General features: G+C 72.7%; 12 protein-coding genes. 7 read left to right on the plus strand and 5 right to left on the minus strand.

The annotated features are described in order from the left end of the window. Positions 1-37 precede the first annotated feature (37 nt). Both H4W80_RS42810 and H4W80_RS42815 read right to left on the minus strand, forming a co-directional pair. On the minus strand, positions 38-1,114 hold the full coding sequence (locus tag H4W80_RS42810; RefSeq protein ID WP_192790278.1) for a S1C family serine protease: 1,077 nt from the start codon (positions 1,112-1,114) through the stop codon (positions 38-40). 18 nt (positions 1,115-1,132) lie between these two features. Further along, the gene (locus tag H4W80_RS42815) at positions 1,133-2,563 is read right to left on the minus strand and encodes an AMP-binding protein (RefSeq protein ID WP_192790279.1); all 1,431 of its coding nucleotides are present in this window, start codon (positions 2,561-2,563) and stop codon (positions 1,133-1,135) included. A 317-nt stretch (positions 2,564-2,880) separates the two neighbouring features. On the opposite strand from H4W80_RS42815, the gene H4W80_RS42820 reads away from it, so the two are divergent. Then, the gene (locus H4W80_RS42820) at positions 2,881-3,696 is read left to right on the plus strand and encodes a hypothetical protein (RefSeq protein WP_192790280.1); all 816 of its coding nucleotides are present in this window, start codon (positions 2,881-2,883) and stop codon (positions 3,694-3,696) included. 62 nt (positions 3,697-3,758) lie between these two features. Beyond that, positions 3,759-5,936, plus strand: a complete 2,178-nt coding sequence (locus H4W80_RS42825; RefSeq protein WP_192790281.1) for an acyl-CoA dehydrogenase family protein — start codon at positions 3,759-3,761, stop codon at positions 5,934-5,936. A gap of 6 nt (positions 5,937-5,942) precedes the next feature. Here H4W80_RS42825 and H4W80_RS42830 read toward each other — a convergent pair whose 3' ends face one another. Then, the gene (locus H4W80_RS42830; RefSeq protein WP_192790282.1) at positions 5,943-7,805 is read right to left on the minus strand and encodes a hypothetical protein; all 1,863 of its coding nucleotides are present in this window, start codon (positions 7,803-7,805) and stop codon (positions 5,943-5,945) included. A gap of 154 nt (positions 7,806-7,959) precedes the next feature. Here H4W80_RS42830 and H4W80_RS42835 point away from each other — a divergent pair, with 154 nt between their 5' ends. From H4W80_RS42835 to H4W80_RS42850, 5 genes are all read left to right on the plus strand, one after another. Further along, on the plus strand, positions 7,960-9,516 hold the full coding sequence (locus H4W80_RS42835; RefSeq protein WP_192790283.1) for an MmpA family trehalose lipid delivery protein: 1,557 nt from the start codon (positions 7,960-7,962) through the stop codon (positions 9,514-9,516). Between the two features lie 103 nt (positions 9,517-9,619). Continuing rightward, the gene (locus H4W80_RS63045) at positions 9,620-9,754 is read left to right on the plus strand and encodes a hypothetical protein (protein WP_318787313.1); all 135 of its coding nucleotides are present in this window, start codon (positions 9,620-9,622) and stop codon (positions 9,752-9,754) included. An 8-nt stretch (positions 9,755-9,762) separates the two neighbouring features. Further along, entirely contained in the window at positions 9,763-10,560 is a 798-nt protein-coding gene (locus tag H4W80_RS42840) for a glycosyltransferase (RefSeq protein ID WP_192790284.1), read from the plus strand. Further along, a complete protein-coding gene (locus H4W80_RS42845; RefSeq protein ID WP_192790285.1) occupies positions 10,557-11,678 on the plus strand; it encodes a glycosyltransferase family 4 protein in 1,122 nt (373 codons plus the stop codon). The genes H4W80_RS42840 and H4W80_RS42845 overlap by 4 nt, the downstream gene beginning before the upstream one ends. Further along, a complete protein-coding gene (locus tag H4W80_RS42850; protein WP_192790286.1) occupies positions 11,675-15,730 on the plus strand; it encodes an alpha-(1->3)-arabinofuranosyltransferase domain-containing protein in 4,056 nt (1,351 codons plus the stop codon). The genes H4W80_RS42845 and H4W80_RS42850 overlap by 4 nt, the downstream gene beginning before the upstream one ends. On the opposite strand, the gene H4W80_RS42855 is transcribed toward H4W80_RS42850, so the two are convergent. Beyond that, positions 15,657-16,826 carry an acyltransferase family protein gene (locus H4W80_RS42855; RefSeq protein ID WP_192790287.1) on the minus strand — a complete coding sequence of 390 codons (1,170 nt, stop codon included), beginning with the start codon at positions 16,824-16,826 and terminating at the stop codon, positions 15,657-15,659. The two genes, H4W80_RS42850 and H4W80_RS42855, sit on opposite strands and share 74 nt — an antisense overlap. Next, positions 16,823-17,542 (minus strand): class I SAM-dependent methyltransferase, encoded by a 720-nt coding sequence (locus tag H4W80_RS42860; RefSeq protein WP_192790288.1) that lies wholly within the window; start codon positions 17,540-17,542, stop codon positions 16,823-16,825. Before H4W80_RS42860 ends, H4W80_RS42855 begins: the two co-directional genes overlap by 4 nt. Between the last annotated feature and the right edge of the window lie 54 nt (positions 17,543-17,596).

Consider the following 17,596-nt stretch of genomic DNA (forward strand, 5'->3'; position numbering starts at 1 on the left):
GCGCACTTCGGGCCGGCCCTCCTTACTTCGGCTGGGGTCAGTCGGTGCGGAGTTGGCTCAGGGTGACGGTGACCGTGGCCGTGGTGCCGTCGGAGTGTTGCACGCCGACCTTGGCCTGGTCGCCGGGCCTGAGGGTGGCGAGGGCCTCCGCGAGGGACGCCATCGTCGGCGTGTTCCTGCCGTTGATCGAGACGATCACGTCACCGGCCTCGATCCCCGCTTTGTCCGCCCCGCTGCCCGGCTCGACCCGGATCACGCCGACCCCGATCGACTGCCCGTCCACGCTGATCACCGTGCTGCCCTGGATGCCGAGCGCGGCCCGGTGGCTGTTGGTGACCTTGCCGTACTTGACGATCTGGGTGGCGATGTCCCTGGCGGTGTTGCTCGGGATCGCGAACCCGATGCCCGGCGCCGCGCCCCCGCCCAGTTCGGGGTCGGTGGCCGCGAGCGTGGGGATGCCGATCACGCTGCCCGACAGGTCCACGAGCGCTCCGCCGCTGTTGCCCGGGTTGATGGCGGCCGAGGTCTGGATGGCGCCGGCGATCGTGGCCCCGGGGGAGCCCGCCTCCTGGGGCTCGGAGACGGTACGGCCGAGGGCCGAGACGATGCCGTTCGTCACGCTGCCCGACAGGCCCAGCGGGTTGCCCATGGCGAGCACGATCTGCCCGACCCGCAGCTTGGACGAGTCCCCGAACCGCGCGGGCCGCAGCCCGTTCGGGTGGTCCACCTTGATCACCGCCAGGTCCCCGGCGTTGAAGGACTTGACGAGCCTGGCCGGGCGCGGCGGGCCGCCGGTGGCCAGCGTGACCTCCATCTTGCTGGCCTGGCCGACGACGTGGGCGTTGGTGATGATGTGTCCCGCCGTGTCGAGCACGATGCCGGAACCGAGCCCGACCTTGGTGGTGATCTGGACGATGGACGGCAGGACGTTGGCGATGACGTCCTCGTACGCCGACTCCAGCGAGTGCAGCGACAGCGGCGACGGTGAGGCCGTCGGCGACGGCGAGCCGTGCGGGGTCGCGGTCGACGGCGTGGCGCTGGAGGTGGGAGGGGGAGCGCAGCCCGCGAGCAGCAGCACGAAAGCGGTGGCGAGTCCCGCGGCGATCCTCCTCATAGGGGGACTGTTCCCAGCTCAGCCGGAAAGATACGCTTCCCGCACGTTGTGCCTGCTCAGCTTGCCGGTCGGCGTGCGCGGCAGCGACTCCCGGTACTCGATCACCCGGGGGTGCTTGAGCCTGGCCAGCCGGGGCGCGCAGTGCCGCAGCAGCTCCGCCGTGAGCTCGTCCCCGGCCGTCGCGCCGGCCGCCGGTTGCACGAGCGCCACGACCTTGTGCCCCCACTCCGGGTCCGGTACGCCGATCACGGCCACGTCCGCCACGGCGGGGTGTTCGAGCAGCGCCGCCTCGATCTCGGCCGGGTAGATGTTGACCCCGCCGGAGATGATCAGGTCCGTCCGCCGGTCCAGCAGGAACAGGTAACCGTCGTCGTCGAGGTAGCCGATGTCCCCGGGCGTGTACGCCTGGCCGCGCATCGCCGCCGCCGTCTTGTCCGGGTCGCGGTGGTACTCGAACCGGTTGATCCCGCCGATGTAGACCAGCCCCGGCGAGCCCGGCCCCACCTCCTGGCCGTCCTCCCCGACGATCGTGAACGACATCCCCTCCAGCGCCCTGCCGACCGTGCCCGGCCTGGCCAGCCACTCCTGCGCGGACACCATGGTCGCCACGGCCGCCTCGGTGGACCCGTAGTACTCCCACAGCACGGGCCCGAGCCAGTCGATCATCGCCTGCTTGGTGGCCGGCGGGCACGGGGCCGCCCCGTGGTACAGGTGGGTGAGGGACGACAGGTCGTACGTCTCCCGATCCGGCACCGCCAGCAGCCGGTGGAACATCGTGGGCACCATGAACGCGTTCGTCACCCGGTGCCGCTCGATCAGCCGCAGCGCCTCGACGGCCTCGAACCGCTCCGGCGCCACGATCGCGTGACCGAACTGCAGCGCCATCATGGCCTGCCCGTACGGGGCCGAGTGGTAGAGCTGCGAGCACACCAGGTGCACCCCGCCGAAGGGCAGCCCGAAGTGGCGCCAGCTCTTGCGCATGAGGATCGGGTACAGCTCCTCCGGCGTCAGGTCCAGCAGCCTCCGACGTACCCCTTTCGGCCGTCCCGTCGTCCCGGAGGTGTAGAGCATCATGGACCCGGCCCGCCGGTGCGGCGGCGCGGTGGCGGGCTGGCCGTCGGCGAGCTCGGCGACCGTGCGGGCGTCCGGCGAGACCACCAGCCCGGCCCCGCAGTCGGCCACGATGTAGTCGATCTCCTCGGCGGTGAAATGCCAGTTGACGGGCACGAGATAGGCGCCGGTCTGGTACGTCGCGAGCATCATGGTGAGGGCGTCGAGCCCGTTCTTCAGCACGGTGACGACGCGGTCGCCGGGGGCGACCCCGTGTGCCGTCAGCCCGTTGGAGACCTGGTTCACGCGGTCGAGAAGTTCACCGTAGGTGGCGCCGGTGTCACCGAGGAGCGCGGGACGTTCAGGCTCGTGGGCTGCGATCTCGTAAAAACCCCTCATGTTCGCAGACCTTACAGAATTAGATTCTGCAGGGGTATTGGAGGAATTATCCAGCTCTCTTGTGACGTAACCTCATGGCCATGGCGGACGTCGGCGACAAGAGACCTTCATACGATTCACCCACCACTCCGTTCCGCAAGGTCGTCCTCCCTGCCGAGGAGACGGTCAAGATCCCCCGCCCGCCGGCGGCGGGTCCGTCCGTCCCTCTCGCGCCCCCGGCGGGTGGCCCGCCGGCGCAGCAGACCCCTCCCCAGCAGGCGCCTCCCCCGCAGCCCCCTGTCCACCGAGGCGGTCCGGGCCCGCTCCAGCAGCCCCCGATGCAGCAGCAGCCGCTGTATCCGCCGCCGTCGCCGCCCCTGCCCATCCCCAAGCCGCCGAGGCGCGGCATCGGCGACATTCCGATCAAGGTCGTCTATCTCCTCGGTGCCATCCTTGTCACCGTCCTGGCCGTCTTCCTGATCTTCGTGGTCTTCTCCGGCGACGTGCCCGCCAACAAGGAGCCGGGCGAGCAGGTGGCCCCGGTCGTCCCCGTGCCGAGCTCCGCCGCCGCCTCGGGGTCGGCCGCCCCGACCGCCACCGAGAGCCCGATCGTGCTGCCGCCGGTGCCGAAGAGCAAGGCGTACCCGACCCTGGCGGGCACCGCGTCCGTGGTCACCAGCCTCATCAGCGACAAGAACACCGGGATCACCTATCCCAGGCTGGCGGCGCCGTGGAAGGCCAAGTCGTTCCCGCCGTTCTCCATCGCGCAGCGCATCGGCAAAGTGGCCGTCCCGCACACGGTGATCGCCTCGGCCATGTTCCCGGGTGACTCGCCGGCGACGAAGCCCTCGAAGGACGCCGACTACCGCGAGCTGGCCACCCAGGCCGCCCGCTGGTCGCTGCGCACGCAGTATCCCGCGGGCGCCACGCTCGCCTGGACCGCCTCGCAGAAGCTCCCGGTCGGCAAGGGCTGGACGCTCGGCTACCAGGTCACCTACACCTTCGACGGCAAGCAGCAGGTCGCCCAGGCCATGGTGACGATCGTCGAGGTGGGCAAGACCAAGCCCGCGATGCTCCTGGCCTCCATCCCCGAGACGAACAAGAAGCGCTGGGCGGACATCAACACCCTCGTCCAACGGGTTCGACCGCTCTAGGCCAGAAGCATCCTCTAGAATATGGTTCTAGGTATGGGCCGGACCTGGCATGGAGGATGAGCATGGCGATCGGGTTGAGCGAGGAGCACGAGGCGCTCCGTGAGTCGGTGAGCGGCTGGGCCGAGCGGAACATCCCGTCCGAGCTGCTGCGCGCCGGTACGGACGGGCGTCCGCCGTTCTGGGCGGGCCTGGCCGAGCAGGGGTTGCTGGGCCTGCACGTGCCCGAGGAGTACGGCGGCTCCGGCTACGGGCTGCTGGAGACGGCCGTGGCCGTCGAGGCGCTGGCCGAGCGCATGGCTCCGGGGCCCTACCTGCCGACCGTGCTGGCCAGTGCCGTGATCAACGCCTCCAAGCGCCCCGAGCACCTGGAGTCGTTCGCCGACGGCACCCTCACCGGCGCCGTCGCCCTGACCGGCTCGCTGAGCGGCACCCGCGCCGAGGACGGCTCCCTGGTCGTCTCCGGCACGGCCGACCCCGTGCTCGGCGGCTCGCTGGCCGACGCGCTCGTGCTGCCGGTCGCCACGGACGACGGGGAGGAATGGATCCTCGTCGACGCCTCCGCCGTCACCGTCACCGAGGTCAAGTCGCTGGACCTGACCAGGCCGGTGGCCAGGGTGGAGGTGTCGGAGCTGGTGGTGCCCGCCGAGGGCATCCTGGGCGGCGTCCAGCGCCCCGACGTGCTCAACCTCGCCGCGATCCTGCTCGGCGCCGAGGCCGCGGGCCTGGCCTCGTGGTGCGTCACCGCCGCCGCCGAGTACGCCAAGGTACGCGTGCAGTTCGGTCGCCCGATCGGCCAGTTCCAGGGCATCAAGCACAAGCTCTCCCGCATGCTGGTCGCGCTGGAGCAGGCGCGCGCGACCGTTTGGGACGCCACCAGGGCCGACGGGACAGAGTTGGAGTACGCCGCCGCCGTCGCGGGCGTGATGGCCCCCGACGCCGCCGTCCAGTGCGCCAAGGACGCCATCCAGACCTTCGGCGGCATCGGCTACACCTTCGAGCACGACGTCCACCTCTACTACCGCCGCGCGCTCACCCTGCGCGCCCTGCTCGGCTCCTCGTCGGAGTGGGCGGCCAAGGTGACCGGGCTGGCGCTGCGGGGCGTCGCTCGCGAGATGCAGATCGACCTGCCCGAGGACGCCGAGGAGCTGCGCGAGTCGATCCGGGCCGAGATCGCGGAGATCGCCCGGCTGGAGGGCAAGGAGCAGAAGCGGGCCCTGGCCGACCGCGGCTTCGTCATGCCGCACCTGGCCAGGCCGTGGGGCCGCGACGCCAAGCCGCTGGAGCAGGTGCTGATCGCCCAGGAGCTCAAGGCCGCCAAGGTCAAGCTGCCCGCGATGATCATCGGCGCGTGGGTGGTGCCGTCCGTCGCCGCGTACGGCACCCGGGAGCAGCAGGAGCGCTTCCTGCCCAAGACGCTCAGCGGCGAGCTGATCTGGTGCCAGCTGTTCTCCGAGCCCGGCGCCGGGTCCGACCTGGCCTCGCTGCAGATGAAGGCGGAGCAGGTCGAGGGCGGCTGGAAGCTGAGCGGGCAGAAGATCTGGACCTCCGTCGCCCACGTCGCCGAGTGGGGCATCTGCATCGCCCGCAACTCCAGCGAGGGTTCCAAGCACCAGGGCATCACGTACTTCCTGGTGGACATGAAGGCCCCGGGCGTCACGGTCCGGCCGCTGACCGAGATGACCGGCGAGAACCTGTTCAACGAGGTCTTCCTCGACGACGTCTTCGTCCCCGACGACCTGGTCGTGGGCGAGGTCGGCGACGGCTGGAAGGTCGCCCGCAACACGCTCTCGAACGAGCGCGTCTCGCTGTCGTCCGGCTCGGGCGGCACCGGCGCGTCCGTACCCGACCTGCTGGGGCTGATCGGCCGCCTCGGCCGCGAGCTGACGCCGGCCGAGGCGCAGCAGGTGGCCGCGGTGGTCTGCGAGGGCCACTCGATCAACGCGCTGTCGCTGCGGGTCACGCTCAAGCAGCTCGCCGGGGCCGAGCCGGGCGCGGACGCGTCCGTGCGCAAGCTGCTGTCCACCTCCCACGCCCAGCACGTCTCCGAGACGGCGGTGGACCTGCTGGGCCCGGCGGCGGTCGTGGGGGCCGACATGACGCTCGGCGACGCGGGCTACTGGAACCGCGCGGTGCTCGCCACCAGGGCGATGACCATCTACGGCGGCACCACGGAGGTGCAGCTCAACATCATCGGCGAGCGCATGCTGGGCCTGCCCAGGGACCCCGAGCCCGGCAAGTGAGCCTCGTCACCCCACGGGCTGCGGGGGGACGGCGGTGGTGTTCAGGGCCGGCCTGGGGATACCGGCCCTGATCTCGCCGACGCAGGCGGAGCGGCCGTCCAGGGTGCGCAGGACCAGGTCGGTCCCGCCGCCCTCGACGGCCGCGTACGTCGAGCCCAGGTCCTTGCCCGCGGCCACCCGCGTCTCGGGCCCGCCGCCGAACCGCACGGACAGCGTGGTCTCCACCGGGTTCAGGTAGCCGACCTGGGCCGTCCACTTGCCCCAGGGCAGGGGCAGGGGCAGGCGGAAACGAACCCTGGCGGGACCCACCCGCGTGCAGGGGGACCGCCCGGGGATGACGACGCCCTCGATGGACACCGGGCGCAGGCGGCCCTGCTCGTCGAACATGAGCGGGCCGCTGACCGGCCCGTTCAGCCGGCCGGTCCAGGTGACCGGGTGCGCGGCGATGGGGCCGAGCACCTTGGACGTCAGCGCGTACCGGTAGAAGAACGTGGCCACGACCACCTTCGGCGGCACGTACGTGTCCACGATGACGGCGCCGGGCGGCGTGCGCTTGAGCGCCACCCGTGCCGTCTCCACGTAGCTCCTGACGTGCTGCCCGAGGGGCAGGCGGCCGTAGGCCGTCACCGACCAGACCGAGCCCGCCGCGACGACGGCGGCCAGCGGCACCCACACCAGCCTCAGCCGGGGCGCGGGGCGCAGCCAGGGCCGCTCCTCCTCGCGCAGCGGGATGAACGCCAGGCCGATCACCAGGGCCAGCACCATGGACGTGGAGGAGACGTAGCGCAGCTCGTAGCCACCCAGTTCGGGGCCGAGCTGCTCCACGCGCCCGATCAGCACGGGCACCACGTCGGCGAGCAGCACGTAGGCGAGCAGGACCAGCCAGGCCAGCCAGGCCCGCCTGCGGTAGCGGATCGACACCGCCACGGCCACGGCCGCCAGCCCGAGCGCGGCCCAGGCCGGCCCCGGTGGCGTGGCGGCGATGGCGTAGTCGTCCCCGATGGGCAGCCACTTCCACGGCCCGCCGAACGCGCCGGGCACCAGCGAGCCCCACAGCAACGTCCAGGCGAACCTGGCCGCGACCGGCAGGCTCGGCAGGCTCGGCTGCACGGTGTCGGCCGTGAGCTGCACGGAGGTGAAGAGCTGCCGGAAGAAGACCACCGCGTAGACCGCGACCACCCCGGCGTAGAGCACCCAGGCCGGCCACTGCCGGGGGCGGCGCAGCCACCCCACGCTCAGCGCGAGCGCGAGCACCAGGATGAACGGCGCCTTCACGAAGAAGGCCATGCCGGCCGCCGTCCACGCCGCCGCGGCCAGCGCGTGGCCGAAGCGGCCGGTCCTCGCGTAGTGCACGTGCGAGCTCAGCGCCATCGGCAGCGCGATCTGGAACGGCAGCGTCTCGATCAGCACCGCCCACCACGATAGCGACGAGATCGTCATCGGGGTCAGCAGGTAGAACGCGAGCGGCACCAGGATGGCCGGGCGCGGCCCGAACAGCAGCCGCAGCAGCCGCAGCAGCGCCAGCCCCGCGGCGCCGAGCAGCGTCATCGCCACGGCGTGGGCCAGCACGTCGTTGTAGACCCCCAGGCGGCCCAGCGCCCACTGGATCGCGAACGGCCCGGGCACGAGGTGGCCGTAGTCCACCCGCATGAGGTAGTCCCAGGTCAGGCCGTGCTCCAGGCCGCGGGCGATGAAGGTGAAGTCGTCCTGCCTGAAGTAGGAGCGCCGTACCAGGTCGAACTTCCAGACCAGCTGGACGGCCACCATGACCAGCCCGGCGGCCAGCACGGCGTCGCCCCGTGTCCACGGGCGACCCTCGGCGCCGCGCGTCCGCGGGCGGCTCTCGGCCGTCGTCTCGCTCGTCGTCACCGGTCCCTCTGGCCCCGTCGCTCGCGTGGATCGGTCCCGCGCCGCTCCCTTGCGCGGCGTCGTGTCACCGAGAGAGCACCTGGATCTGCGGAAAGACTAACAATCGGGGGACATGCCGGGAATGTCTGTGGCTGGGTTGTGATGTCATAGCGGGATGCCGCAGACCAGGAGGGCCGGAGCAGCCTGCGCGCTGCTCGGTCTCGTCCTTGGCGCTCTCGCTCTGGGACCCGGGCTGCGGTGGGGGTTCGTCCTCGTCCAGGACATGGTGTTCGTGCCGGAGCCGCGTTTCTCGCGCTTCACCTTCGGGCTGGCCGGCGGGGCGCCGCGGGTCGTGCCGAGCGACGCCGTCGTGACCGCGCTGGCCTCGGTGGTCCCCGCGGAGCTGGTGCAGAAGGCGGTCCTGCTGGGGGTGTTCGCGCTGGGCTGCGCCGGGGCGGGGCTGCTGGTCCCGTCGGCCGCGCTGGGGCCCCGGCTGGTCGCGGGGGCGTTCTACGTGTGGAACCCGTACGTCGCCGAGCGGCTGCTGATGGGGCAGTGGGCGCTGCTGCTGGGGTACGCCGGACTGCCGTGGGTGGTACGGGCGGCGTGCGCGCCTCGCCGCGTGGCCGTGGCGATGGTGCCGGCCGCGGTGGGCGGGTTCGCCGCGATGGCCGTCACCGCGATCACCGTCCTCCCCTCCGCCTGGTACGCGCGGGGCAGGAGCCTCTTGCCGGCCGCGGGCGTCGTCCTGGCGTTCAGCCTGCCCTGGCTGGTGCCCGCGCTGGCCCGGCCCGAGGCGCTGAACGGGGACGGCGTGGGCGTGGACGCGTTCGCCGCCCGGGCCGACGGCCCCTTCGGCGCGGTGGTGAGCCTGCTGTCGCTCGGCGGGATCTGGAACGCCGGCGCGGTGCCCGCCGGGTACGACGCGCCGATCGCCGCCCTGGCCAGGCTCGTGCTGGTGCTGGCCGGGATCGCGGCGGTGGCGCGCGCCCGGGACTTGCCCGGCCGGGCGGGGCTCGCCGTGGCGGCGGCCGCCGGGTTCGCGATCGCCTGTATCGGCGTCACCGCCGCCGGCCGGGCGGCGCTCAGGTGGCTGGTGGAGCTGTGGGGCGGGTTCGGGGTGCTGCGTGACGCGCAGCAGTTCGTGGCGCCGCTGGCCCTGCTGGCCGCCGTGGGGCTCGGCCTGCTCGCCGCGCGGGCCGCCGCCGAGGGCGGGCGCCTGGTGCCGTACGGGGTGTCGCTCCTGGTGCTGGCGCCGATCGCGGTGCTGCCGACGCTGGCCTGGGGGGCGTTCGGCCGGCTGGAGGCGGTGGAATATCCGCGGAGCTGGTACGAGGCCAGGGCGGCGATCCTGGCGGACGGGGCGCCAGGGGACGTCCTGGTGCTGCCGTTCGAGTCTTATCGCAGGTTCGCGTGGAACGGCGGGCGGGCGGTGCTCGACCCGGCCCAGCGCTTCTTCGCCGCGCCGGGGCGCGACGTGGTGGCCAACGACTCGGTGCGGGTCGGCAGCATGGTCGTCGCGGCCGAGGACCGCCGGGTGCGCGAGGTGGAACGCGTACTAGATGGATCTTCACCGGACCTGGCCGCAGCGGGCTTCCGGTACGTGGTGGTGGACGCGGGGACGGTCGAGGAGCGGGCCCGGTTCGACCGGTGGACCCGGGGGGCCGCCCTGGTGGTCGATCGGCCTGAGCTGCGGTTGTACAGATTTCAAGCGCTTACCGACCCCCTTTGATCGGCGACTTTGTGAAAATTCAGTCTGGCTACTAGCGAGTAAGGAGAATTGGTTCTAAGTTGGGTGCGCCCGGGTCATTGCCGCCTCAAAGGAGGAATTCCCGGTGATAAAGATCCTCTTAGCAGCGATCATTGGCGTCGCCCTGGCCGCACTGGTGGCGACCGTCACGACCGTGTCACTCACCGGTGCCACGGCGACACCGGTCAACAGGCCGCTCTACAACTACGGCGACCGGTAACACGTGCCATGCCGCCCTCCCGTCGAGGGAACGAGAGGACGAGCCGACCGACACTGCTTGAGATCATCGTTCCCGCGTACAACGAGGAACGGCGACTTCCCGGGGGGCTCCTGCAGCTGTGCGCGAAGCTTGCCCGCCTTCCGTTCCCGACAGCCGTCATCGTCGTGGACAACGCCAGCACCGACCGCACCGCGGAGATCGTCAGCACCTGGCCGCAGGAGCCGGTCCCGGTACGCCTCGCGCAGTGCCCCACGCCCGGCAAGGGCGCGGCGGTGCGCGCCGGGCTGCTGGAGACCACCGCGCCCTTCGTCGGCTTCTGTGACGCCGACATGGCCACCGACCTGCGGGCCGTCGAGCGCGCCTTCGGGCTGCTGCTCTCCGGCGAGCGCATCGTCATCGGCTCGCGCGCGCATCCCCTGGCCGAGGTGGAGCACCGGCACAGCCCGATCCGCGAGCTGGGCGCGTTCGGATTCCGCGCGCTGGCCAGAGTGCTCGTGCCCGGGGTGAGTGACACCCAGTGCGGGTTCAAGTTCTTCGACGGGCTGCTCGCCCGCGAGATGGCGGCCCGGCTGAGGACCGACGGCTTCGCCTTCGACGTCGAGCTGCTCGCGCGCTGCGTCGCGGACGGCGCCACGGTGCTGGAGATCCCGGTGACGTGGCATGACATGCCCGGATCGCGGTTCTCCCCGGCCCGGCACAGCCTGGGCATAGTGCTGGAGCTCTGCCGGATCTGGGCGCGGCTGCGCGCGGAGTCGCGCGGCTCCCTCAGGGTGAAGCAACCGCTGGACTCCCTCGGATATCCGTGAACATCGCCATCGTCAACTGGCGTGACCCGTGGCATCCCGCCGCGGGGGGCGCCGAGGTCTACGCCTGGGAGCTGGCCCGGCGCTTCGCGGCCGGCGGGGACCGGGTGTGGTTCGTCACGGCCCGCGCCCCCGGGCAGGCCCGTGAGGAGAGCGTCGAAGGGGTGCGGCTGGTCCGCATGGGCGGGTCGTTCACCGTCTACCCGCTGGTGCTGCTCTGGATGCTGGTCCGGCGCGACCGCTTCGACGTGGTCCTCGACTGCCAGAACGGCATCCCGTTCTTCACGCCGCTGGTCGTGGGGCGGCGCACCCGGGTGTTGTGCGTGGTGCACCACGTGCACGACCGGCAGTTCGACGTGCACCTGGCGTGGTGGCTGGCCGCGCTCGGCCGGTTCCTGGAGGGGCCGGTGTCGCGGTGGGCGTACCGAGGGCGCGAGTGCGTGGCCGTCTCGCCGTCCACCGTGCGCGCCATGCGGGAGCGGCTCGGCTGGCGCGGGCCCATCCACCTCGTCCCGAACGGGGTGCCCGACCGGCCGCGCGCGGGCGCCGCGCGGAGCCGGCGGCCGCGGCTCGTGTGCGTCGGCAGGCTCGTCGCGCACAAGCGGGTGGAGCTGCTGCTGGAGGCCGTGCCCGAGCTCAGGGAGCGCTGGCCGGACCTGGTCGTGGACGTCGTCGGCAGGGGGCCCGAGGAGGCGCGGCTGCGTGCCGCGGCACCCGAGGGCGTGGTCCTGCACGGCTACCTGAGCGAGGAGGACAAGGAGCGGCTGGTCTCCGCCGCCTGGCTGCAGGTCAACACCTCTCAGGGCGAGGGATGGGGGCTGTGCGTGCTGGAGGCGGCCGCGCTGGGGGTGCCGACGGTGGCGTACGACGTGGACGGGCTGCGGGACGCGGTGCGGCCCGGCGAGACCGGCTGGCTGCTGCCCGAGGGCGCGGACCTGGCCAAGGGCATCACCGCGGCCATCGACGAGCTCCAGGTGGCCCCCGACACCTATAGCGTGAAATGTCGGGAATGGGCGGACCGGTTCTCCTGGGACGGCAGCGCCGCGCGGCTCGCCGCCCTCATCCGCCGTCCCCCCGACGCCCCCGCCGCACCAGTTGTCCTTGAATGGGAGGAACGGTGAGCGAGCGGGCCAGGCATCGGCTCTGGCTGGCGATCTGCTGCCTCGGCTTCGCCGTGCTGGCGTTCACCACCAAGCCCGGCAGCATCATCTCCGACACCAAGCTCGACCTCGCGCTCAACCCGATCGGCTGGCTGGAGCGCGTCGCCCACCTGTGGGACCTGCAGCATTTCGGGCAGCTCCAGAACCAGGCCGCCGGCTACGTGTTCCCGATGGGGCCGTTCTTCGCGCTCGGCGAGCTGGCCGGGCTGGACGCCTGGGTGATCCAGCGGCTCTGGCTGACGGCGCTGCTCTGCCTGGCCTTCCTGGGCGTGGAGCGGCTGGCCAGGCAGTTGCGCATCGGCGGGCCCGGCACCGCGATCGCCGCCGCGCTGGCGTACGCGCTGGCGCCGCGCACGCTGTCGATCCTCGGCGAGATCTCGATCGAGTGGCTGCCCGCGGCGATGCTGCCGTGGATCCTGATCCCGCTGCTCACCGCCGCGGAGACGGGCCAGCGCGCCCGCGGCGCGATCAGGTCCGGGCTGGCCGTGGCGCTGTGCGGCGGCGTGAACGCGGTGGCGGTGCTGGCCGTGCTGGTCGCCCCCGTCGTCTACATCCTCACCCGGCCGCGCCCGGTGCCCCGCTGGCGGCTGCTCGCCTGGTGGACCGGCACCGTGTCGGTGGCCACGCTGTTCTGGTGGCTGCCGCTGCTCCTGGTGGGCCGTTACGCGTTCTCCTTCCTGCCGTACACCGAGACGGCCTCCACCACCACGCAGGTCACCTCGCTGACGAACGTGCTGCGCGGCGCCTCCGACTGGGTGCGCTACCTGACCGTCAACGGCGTCGCCACGCAGCCGCCCGGGTACGAGATCGCCACCGCGGCCGCCATGGTCGTGGTCACCGGCCTGCTCGCCGCGCTCGGCCTGGCCGGGCTGGCCCGGCGCGACCTGCCGGCCAAGGGGTTCGTCGTCACCCTGTTCCTGATCGGCACGGCGGCGCTGGTCGCCGGGCACATGAGCGCGCTGGAGCCGGTCGTCGCCGAGCCCGTGCGCTGGCTGCTCGACGGGCCGCTCGCGCCGCTGCGCAACCTGCGCAAGTTCGACCCCCTCGTCCGGCTGCCGCTGGCGCTCGGCCTGGCCCACCTGCTGGCCCACGTGACGGCCAGGGCGCGGCTGCCGATCCGGTCGGTGGCCGTGGCGACGCTCGCCGCGCTGGTCCTGCCGGTCTTCAACCAGGGCCTGGCCCCGCCCGGCGAGTTCAAGGAGGTGCCGCTCTACTGGCGGCAGGCCGCGACGTGGCTCAACCAGAACGCCGGCGACGACGGGGTGCTCGTCGTGCCCGGCGCCAAGTTCGGCGAGTACCTGTGGGGCCGGCCCATGGACGACCCGCTGCAGCCGCTGTCCGCCGTCCGCTGGACCGCCCGGCAGGTCACGGCGGCCGGCTCCGTGGGCATGACCAGGCTGCTCGACGTCATCGACCAGCGGCTCACCGCCGGCCACGGCTCGGTGGGGCTGACCGAGGTGCTGCGCAGGATGGGCGTGCACTACCTGCTCGTCAGGAACGACCTGATGCGGGCCAACCTGCAGGGAGCCTGGCCGTCACGCGTCTACGAGGCGCTGCGCGAGTCGCCCGGCATCACCAAGGTCACCTCGTTCGGCGGCGAGGTGGGCGACACCGCCACCGACGACGCCGTCGAATCGGTGGACTGGCCCTTCCCGGCGCTGGAGCTGTACGAGGTGTCGCAGAGCAGCGACCTGGTCAGCGTGGAGCCCGCCGGGGACGCGCTGGAGGTGCGCGGCGGCCCGGACTCGCTGCTGACGATGGGCGACCTCGGCCTGCTCGGCGAGGGTCCGGCGCTGGTGAACGGCGACGGGGCCGACTCCGGCCTGCCCACCGTGGTCAGCGACGGCCTGCGGCTGCGCGAGCGGCAGTTCGGCGAGATCAGGTCCAACTGGTCACCCACCCTGACCGCGGACCGGCGCGACGACTTCACCGGCGTCAAGGAGCTCGACCTGCTGGAGGACGGCTGGCTGGAGGAGACGGCCACCGCCGAGTACGACGGCATCGCCGACGTCACGGCCTCCTCCTCGGTCGCCGACGCGGACGCCGTGCCCGGCCTCAGCACCCCCGGCCGGGGCCCCTGGGCCGCGCTGGACGGCGACCTGGACACCGGCTGGGAGAGCGGCGGCTGGAAGCGGCCGGAGAACGAATGGCTGCGGATCGACCTCCGCCAGCCCCGGGAGATCCCCCGGCTGCGGGTGACCTTCACCAACAACCTGCTGATCAGCCAGTCGGTCCGCAAGGTGGCCGTGGAGACCGAGAACGGCCGGCTGGTCCAGGACGTCGCCAGGACCAACGACGCCCAGACGCTCGGCGTCCCCGCCGGGCCGACGAGCTGGGTGCGGATCAGGGTGCTGGGCACGTACAACGCGGAGTGGAGCTTCGTGCAGCGGGTCGGCATCACCGAGATCGCGATCCCCGGGATCCTGCCCGGCCGCACCATCAGGATGCCGGGCCGGGACGGGGACGTCTTCGTCATGGACCGCGGGCTGGACGAGCGGCCGCGCTGCATGCGCAACTGGGCTCGCTGGGTGTGCAACCCGCTGCTGGTCAGGTCGGGTGAGGAGGGCGCCGGGTTCGACCGGACGTTCACTTCGGAGTCCGGCAAGAAGACCGCCCTGCGGGGCTCGGCGGTGCTGCGGGACGTCGCGCTCGTCGACCGGTTCACCCGGCTGAGCGGCGACCTGACCACGGTGACCGGGTCGTCGGCGATGAGCAAGGACGCGGTGCTCGCGCCGAGGTCGGCGTTCGACGCCGACTCCGCCACCACGTGGGTGCCCTCGCCGGAGGACGCCGAGCCGACGCTCACGCTGGGCTGGAAGGGCAAGCGGACCGTCTCGCAGATCCAGGTCGCCCGCCCCGGCGGCGACCGGCAGGCGCTCGACGTGGTCGTGACCGGCGCCAAGGGCGAGGTCCGCGGCGGCCGGGTGGACGCCGGTGGGACGCTGCGGTTCAAGCCGCTCACCACGACGCGGCTGAAGCTGCGCTTCTACCCGGCCTCGCGCCGGCTCCAGGTCACCGAGCTGGTGATCCCCGGCCTCAGCCCGGCGAGCCGGCCGGCCGGGCCGGAGTTCCGGCTGGGCTGCGGGCTGGGCCCGACCCTCCAGGTGAACGGCGCGGCCGTGAAGACCAAGGTCACCGGCGTCTATGCCGACCTGCTGGAGGGGCGGCCCGTGCGGATCACCGCGTGCGGCCGGGTCACGCTGCGGGCGGGGGACAACCGGGTGCGGGCGGCCGGCTGGGAGCCGTTCGCCGTGGAGAACCTCGCGATCGGCGCGTTCCCGCCACGGCGCAAGGCCGTGGAGAGCTCCGCCGCCCGCGGCGCCTGGTCCTCCGTCGAGCGCGAGGTACGGGTGAGCGCGCCCGAGGACTCCTTCCTCGTGGTCAACGAGAACTTCAACACCGGCTGGCGGGCCGAGCTGGACGGCCGGCAGCTGCGCCCGATCCGGATCGACGGGTGGAAGCAGGGCTGGCAGCTGCCCGCGGGCACGGCGGGGACGGTGCGGCTGACGTACGGGCCCGACCAGCCCTACCGGCTCGCGCTCGGGCTGGGCCTGGCCGGGATCGCGCTGCTCGCGCTCCTGTCCCTGGTGATGCACGGCCCCCGCCCCGAGCACGTCAAGGAGACCGCCGCCGCGGCGCAGTCGCGGCTGGCGCGCTGGCGCGTGCCCTACGTCGTGGTGCTGGGCCTGGCGTTCGGCGGCTGGGTGGCGGACTGGCCCGGCATGCTCGTGGCGCTCGCCGCCGTCGTGGCCACCCTCTGGCTGCGGGTACGCCTCCCGTACACGCACTGGGCCTCCGCCGGCCTGCTCGGCGCGGCCACGCTGGCGCTGGCCGCCGGGGTGTTCCTGCGCAACCGGGGCGTCGACGTCGATCCGCTGCTCGACCAGGTGCCGCAGCTCCTGTCGTGCGCGGCGATGGGGTCGCTGTTCGGTCAGCTCGTCACGGCGCCGGAGCCGACACCGGAGCCTGAGGTTCCGGCCGAGCGGGAGGTGCTGACCGCCACCGGCGGCTGAGCCGCAGCGCGTTCTCCTCGACGAGGTGGTAGCTCACGGCGCTCACCAGCAGCGCGGCGACGAGCGTGGGCACCGCCACGCCCACGAAGTCGCCGCTGAACACCGGGCGGCCGGTGAGCTTGTAGTAGAGCGTGATCACCGGCGCGTGCCACAGGAAGAAGCTGTACGAGATGCGCCCCAGATAGGCGGCCACGGGGTTGCCCAGCACCCGGTGCGGCAGCGTGTCGCGCCGGGAGGCCAGCGCGAACGGGGCCACCAGCAGCACCGCCACCGCCGTCTCCAGGACCATCCGCCACAGCGACTGCGACAGGCTGGGCAGCGTGAGGGTGCGCGGCCCGGCCAGCTCCGTGCTCAGCACCGCGAACGCCAGCAGCGCCAGCACCAGGAGTTGCGGCGCCAGCGCGTCCACCACCTCGCGCCGCCTGATCCACACCGACAGCACGGCCATCGCCATGCCGGCGGCGAAGAAGATCAGGTGGTTCGGCAGCCACAGTGCCAGCTCCGGCTGGTCGAGCACGTGCGAGACGACCACGCCGGCCAGCGAGATCACCGGGAGCACCGCGATGCCGCCGAGCAGCCGCAGCGGCCGGTTGCCGCCGCGCGCCCACCGGTGCAGGAGCCAGGCGAGCCCCGGCAGGACCAGGTAGAAGGCCATCTCGATGGGCATCGTCCACATCTGGTAGAGCCCGTCGGGCGCCCGCCCCTGCTCGAAGTAGTTCTGCAGCAGCAACAGCCACTTGAGCCGGCCCGTCCAGTCGAGCTGCCCCCACGCCCAGAGCGCCACCGCCGTGACCAGCCAGTAGGCGGGCAGCACGCGCATCGCCCGCCGCCACAGGTAGCGGCCCACCCGCGGCGACGGCGCGTCCTCCAGCACGGCGCGGGCCCACGGCCGGTAGAGCAGCAGCCCGGACAGCAGGAAGAAGATCGGCACGGCGATGCCGAGCCGGGACGTCATCCAGGCGAACATGCCCTCCTGGTAGATCATCCCGGTGTTGCCGCCCACGTGCAGGACCCAGACGCCGAGCGCGGCCAGGGCGCGGATGCCGTCGAGCGCGGCGTCCCGCCCGGGGGCGGGGCCTTCCGGGGCGGCCGTCATCCGAGTTTCCTGAGCACCAGGACGAGGTTCCACGTGACGAACTCCCGGACGACGGGGACCTTGACCAGCGGACGGCACCACCACGGCAGGTAGCGCGGGAAGGCGTCGACCAGCTCGACGTCCGGTGCGGACCTCGCCCAGCGCAGGCCGTGCGCGACGGAGACGGGGAAGAGCGAGCGCCCGTAGCGGTTCTTGGGCTGCCTGCCGTGCACCCGCGCGTACCGGCGGGCGGCGTGCTCGCCCCCCAGATAGTGCCAGGGCGAGGTCTCGTGCCCGCCCCACGGGGAGAGCCAGTTCGTGTACGCGAGGAAGATCAGCCCGCCCTCGCGGGTGACCCGGGCCATCTCGGCCGCCATCCGCCACGGGTCCGGAACGTGCTCCAGCACGTTGGAGGAGAAGCACACGTCGACCGACCCGTCGGCGAGCGGCAGCTCCAGGGCGCTGCCCAGTACGCCGGAGCCGGGCACGCCCTGGCCGGTCAGCTCGCCCGCGTCGACGTCCACGCACACGCACCGGGCGCCGGCCCGCCTGAAGGCGTCGGCGAAGTATCCAGGGCCGCCGCCCACGTCGAGCACGGTGGCGCCGACCAGGGACACGCGGTCCACGAGCTGGGCGGCGGTGTCGGCGGCGAGGGTGGTGTAGTACGCGTCCGGCTTGGCCTGCTCTGTCCTGAACGCGCGGAACAGCCGGATGGACCTGGCCAGATCGGCACGCATGCCCGCGACTCCGTCCCGTCGAGAAGACACCCAGAATAGAACGCGTTCCGATGC

Source organism: Nonomuraea angiospora (genome assembly GCF_014873145.1).
In the GTDB taxonomy this organism is placed as follows: domain Bacteria; phylum Actinomycetota; class Actinomycetes; order Streptosporangiales; family Streptosporangiaceae; genus Nonomuraea; species Nonomuraea angiospora.